Raw genomic sequence first — 3,776 nt, forward strand, 5'->3', positions numbered from 1 at the left:
GCAGCGACTGCACCACGCCGATGTCCGTCTCCTTGGCGATGTTGGACAGCACCAGGTCGAGGTAGTCGCGGGTGGCCAGCTCGCCGTCGCGCGTCATGTCCCAGGCCGAGGCCCAGGACAGGGCGCGCGGCAGGGACTCGGTGAAGTCGCCCAGGTGGCGGGTGACGGCCGCGAGGGACTCGGTGTCCAGGCGCACCTTCGCGTACGAGAGGTCGTCGTCGTTGAGCAGCACGACGGCGGGGCGCTTCTTGCCGACGAGGGCCTCCACGGCGGTCAGCTCGCCGTCCACGTCCAGCTCGACCCGGTCGGTGCGGACGAGCTTGCCGTCCTGGAGGTCGTAGCAGCCGATGGCGATCCGGTGCGGGCGGAGCGTCGAGGCGCCCGTGGCACCGGCCGGCAGCGCCGGGGCCTCCTGCTTGACGGCGAAGGAGGTGATGGTGCCGGCGATGTCGACGTCGATCACCGGGCGCAGGACGTTGATGCCGGCGGTCTCCAGCCACGCCTTCGACCAGGTCTTCAGGTCGCGCCCGGAGGTCTCCTCCAGCGCGCCGAGCAGATCGGCGAGGCGGGTGTTGCCGAACGCGTGGCGCTTGAAATACGCCTGCACGCCGCGGAAGAACTCGTCCATGCCGACGTAGGCGACGAGCTGCTTGAGGACGGACGCGCCCTTGGCGTACGTGATGCCGTCGAAGTTGACCAGGACGTCGTCCAGGTCGCGGATCTCGGCCATGATCGGGTGCGTGGAGGGCAGCTGGTCCTGCCGGTACGCCCAGGTCTTCTCGGAGTTGGCGAAGGTCGTCCACGAGTGCGGCCAGCGGCTGCCCGGCGCGTACGCCTGGCAGGCGACGGAGGTGTACGTGGCGAACGACTCGTTCAGCCACAGGTCGTTCCACCACTCCATGGTCACCAGGTCGCCGAACCACATGTGGGCCAGCTCGTGGAGGATGGTCTCGGCGCGCCGCTCGTACGCGGCGTCGGTGGTCCGGGAGCGGAAGACGTACTGGTCGCGGATGGTCACCGCGCCCGCGTTCTCCATCGCGCCCGCGTTGAACTCCGGCACGAAGAGCTGGTCGTACTTGGCGAAGGGGTAGGCGTAGTCGAACTTCTCCTGGAACCAGTCGAAGCCCTGCCGCGTCACCTCGAAGATCGCGTCGGCGTCGAGGAACTCGGCGAGCGAGGGGCGGCAGTAGATGCCGAGCGGCACGCTGCGGCCGTTCCCCTCCCAGCTGCTGTGCACCGAGTGGTACGGGCCGGCGATCAGCGCCGTGATGTACGAGGAGATGCGCGGCGTCGGCTCGAAGCTCCAGACGGTGCCGGCGGGCTCGGGCGTGGGGGAGTTCGAGATCACGGTCCAGCCCTCGGGGGCCGTCACGGTGAACCGGAACGTCGCCTTCAGGTCGGGCTGCTCGAACGAGGCGAACACCCGGCGCGCGTCCGGCACCTCGAACTGCGTGTAGAGGTACGCCTGCTGGTCCACGGGGTCCACGAAGCGGTGCAGGCCCTCGCCCGTGTTCGTGTACGCGCAGTCCGCGACGACCTTCAGCTCGTTGCGCCCCGCCAGGAGGCCCGGCAGCGCGATCCGCGAGTCCACGAAGACCTCGGCGGCGTCCAGCGCGGTCCCGTTCAGCACGACCTCGCGCACAGACGGCGCCACCAGGTCGATGAACGACTCCGCGCCCGCCTCGGCGGCGTCGAAGCGCACGACGGTCTGCGACCGGTACGTGCCGCCCTCCTGCGCGCCGGAGAGATCGAGGTCGATCTCGTACGAGTCGACGGTGAGCAGGCGCGCCCGCCGCTGCGCCTCTTCGCGGGTCAGGTTCGTACCAGGCACCGGGGCATCTCCTTGTGTCGCGACTATTCCGGCCATCCTTCCACGTCGGGCAAGCGAATAAAGGGCGGGGCGGAGGCCCGTTCGAGCCGTCCGCCCCGCTGGTGCGCCCGCGCGCCGGGGGTCTCAGCCGCGCAGCTCGGCCGCGACCAGCTCCGCGATCTGGACGGCGTTCAGGGCCGCGCCCTTGCGCAGGTTGTCGTTGGAGAGGAACAGCGCGAGGCTGTTCGGGGCGGTCTCGTCGACGCGGATGCGGCCCACGTAGCTGGCGTCGCGGCCGGCGGCCTCCAGCGGGGTGGGGATCTCGGACAGCTCGACGCCGGGGGCCGCGCCCAGCAGCTCGTACGCGCGGCCGACGGTGAGCGGGCGCTCGAAGCGGGCGTTGACCTGGATCGAGTGGCCGGTGAAGACGGGGACGCGCACGCAGGTGCCGGAGACCTTGAGCTCAGGGATCTCCAGGATCTTGCGGGACTCGTTGCGGAGCTTCTGCTCCTCGTCGGTCTCGAAGCTGCCGTCGTCGACGATGGCGCCGGCCAGCGGCAGCACGTTGAAGGCGATGGGGCGCTTGTAGACGCCCGGCTCGGGGAACTCGACGGCCGAGCCGTCGTGGGTCAGCCCGGTGGCGCCGTCGGCGGCCTTGCGGACCTGCCCGTCCAGCTCCTCGACCCCGGCCAGCCCGGAACCGGACACGGCCTGGTACGTGGTGGCGACCAGCGCCGTCAGCCCCGCCTCGGCGTGCAGCGGGCGCAGCACGGGCATGGCGGCCATCGTGGTGCAGTTCGGGTTGGCGATGATGCCCTTGGGGCGGTCCGCCACGGCGTGCGGGTTGACCTCGGAGACGACGAGCGGCACCTCGGGGTCGAGCCGCCAGGCCGACGAATTGTCGATCACTACGGGGCCCTGCGCCGCGACCTTCTCCGCGAGCGCGCGGGAGGTGGCGCCGCCGGCCGAGAACAGCACGATGTCCAGGCCGGAGTAGTCCGCGGTGGAAGCGTCCTCGACGGCGATCTCGGTCCTGCCCCACGGCAGCATCCGCCCGGCGGACCGCGCGGAGGCGAACAGCCGCAGCTCCTCGACGGGGAAGTCACGCTCCGCGAGCACCTTGCGCATGACTCCGCCGACCTGGCCGGTGGCTCCGACGATTCCGATCCTCACGCTGACTCCTTCGCACGGTCCGACTCGATCTGACGCTGACCTGGACGACTCTGGCCTGGGCAAGCCGCTCCATCATGCGTCGGGGTGCAGCAGCTTTGTCCAATCTGTTGGAGGGGGGAGGGGGATCGAGGTGACGTGGATCACGGCGGCTGGGCGTGCCGCCCTGAGAGAGTGCTCTCAGAGGTCGAGGACAGAACGGACCGCGCGTTCGACGCGCTCCATCGTCTCCGGGGGGATCCGGCCCAGCGGCTTCGCGTTCTCGAAGCGGTGGGCGGCGTACTGGGTGAGGTTCACCGGTACGGCGACCGCCCGCACCGGGTCGGCGATGGGCACGGACAGCAGCGTGTCCGGGTAGGCCCCGGACGGGTGGAGGAGCAGGCACACGGCTGCCCGGTAGCTGTCGTTGGCCTCGTCGATGGAGAGCACGAGCACGGTGCGGGTGGCGTCGGCGAGCGGGAGCTCCCACACGGTTCCTCGCTTCAACGGATGTCTCCCGCGGGGTCGTCGCCGCCATCGTCGACGAGTAGGACGCCGCCCAGGGCGGCTTGGGCCTCGGCGGCTTCCTTGACCATCTGCCGCCGCAGCGTACGCACCATGTACGCGTTCAGCGAGAGGCCGGTGTCGGCAGCGGCCTTGCGTACGTCGGCGTCGAGGTCATCTGGTATGCGCACGGTGAATACACTCATGCCATCAATGTAGTGGTCGGCAGGCGAACCGCGTAGGACGCAGCGGCGGATACCGGGGCGCGTAGGGGCACCCAGGTACGTGACAACCGGGGCGGGCGCCCCATGCG

General features: G+C 70.4%; 4 protein-coding genes. All 4 read right to left on the bottom strand.

The features are described 5' to 3' along the window. Window positions 1-1,831 (bottom strand): aminopeptidase N (gene pepN, locus ACFU99_RS36850; RefSeq protein ID WP_384400973.1); only part of this gene is annotated, 1,831 nt, incomplete at its 3' end. Window positions 1,832-1,954: 123 nt separating this feature from the next. After that, entirely contained in the window at window positions 1,955-2,983 is a 1,029-nt protein-coding gene (locus ACFU99_RS36855) for an aspartate-semialdehyde dehydrogenase (protein ID WP_384400976.1), read from the bottom strand. A gap of 177 nt (window positions 2,984-3,160) precedes the next feature. Continuing rightward, window positions 3,161-3,466, bottom strand: a complete 306-nt coding sequence (locus ACFU99_RS36860) for a type II toxin-antitoxin system PemK/MazF family toxin (protein ID WP_384400979.1) — start codon at window positions 3,464-3,466, stop codon at window positions 3,161-3,163. Continuing rightward, window positions 3,463-3,669 (bottom strand): toxin-antitoxin system HicB family antitoxin, encoded by a 207-nt coding sequence (locus ACFU99_RS36865; protein WP_384400982.1) that lies wholly within the window; start codon window positions 3,667-3,669, stop codon window positions 3,463-3,465. Before ACFU99_RS36865 ends, ACFU99_RS36860 begins: the two co-directional genes overlap by 4 nt. Window positions 3,670-3,776 lie beyond the last annotated feature (107 nt).

The sequence above is a fragment of the Streptomyces sp. NPDC057654 genome, assembly GCF_042800135.1.
Classification (GTDB): domain Bacteria; phylum Actinomycetota; class Actinomycetes; order Streptomycetales; family Streptomycetaceae; genus Streptomyces.

Coding starts and splice junctions, on each gene's coding strand:
- ACFU99_RS36865 (WP_384400982.1), bottom strand. CDS start 3,669: ATGAGTGTATTCACCGTGCGCATACCAGATGACCTCGACGCCGACGTA.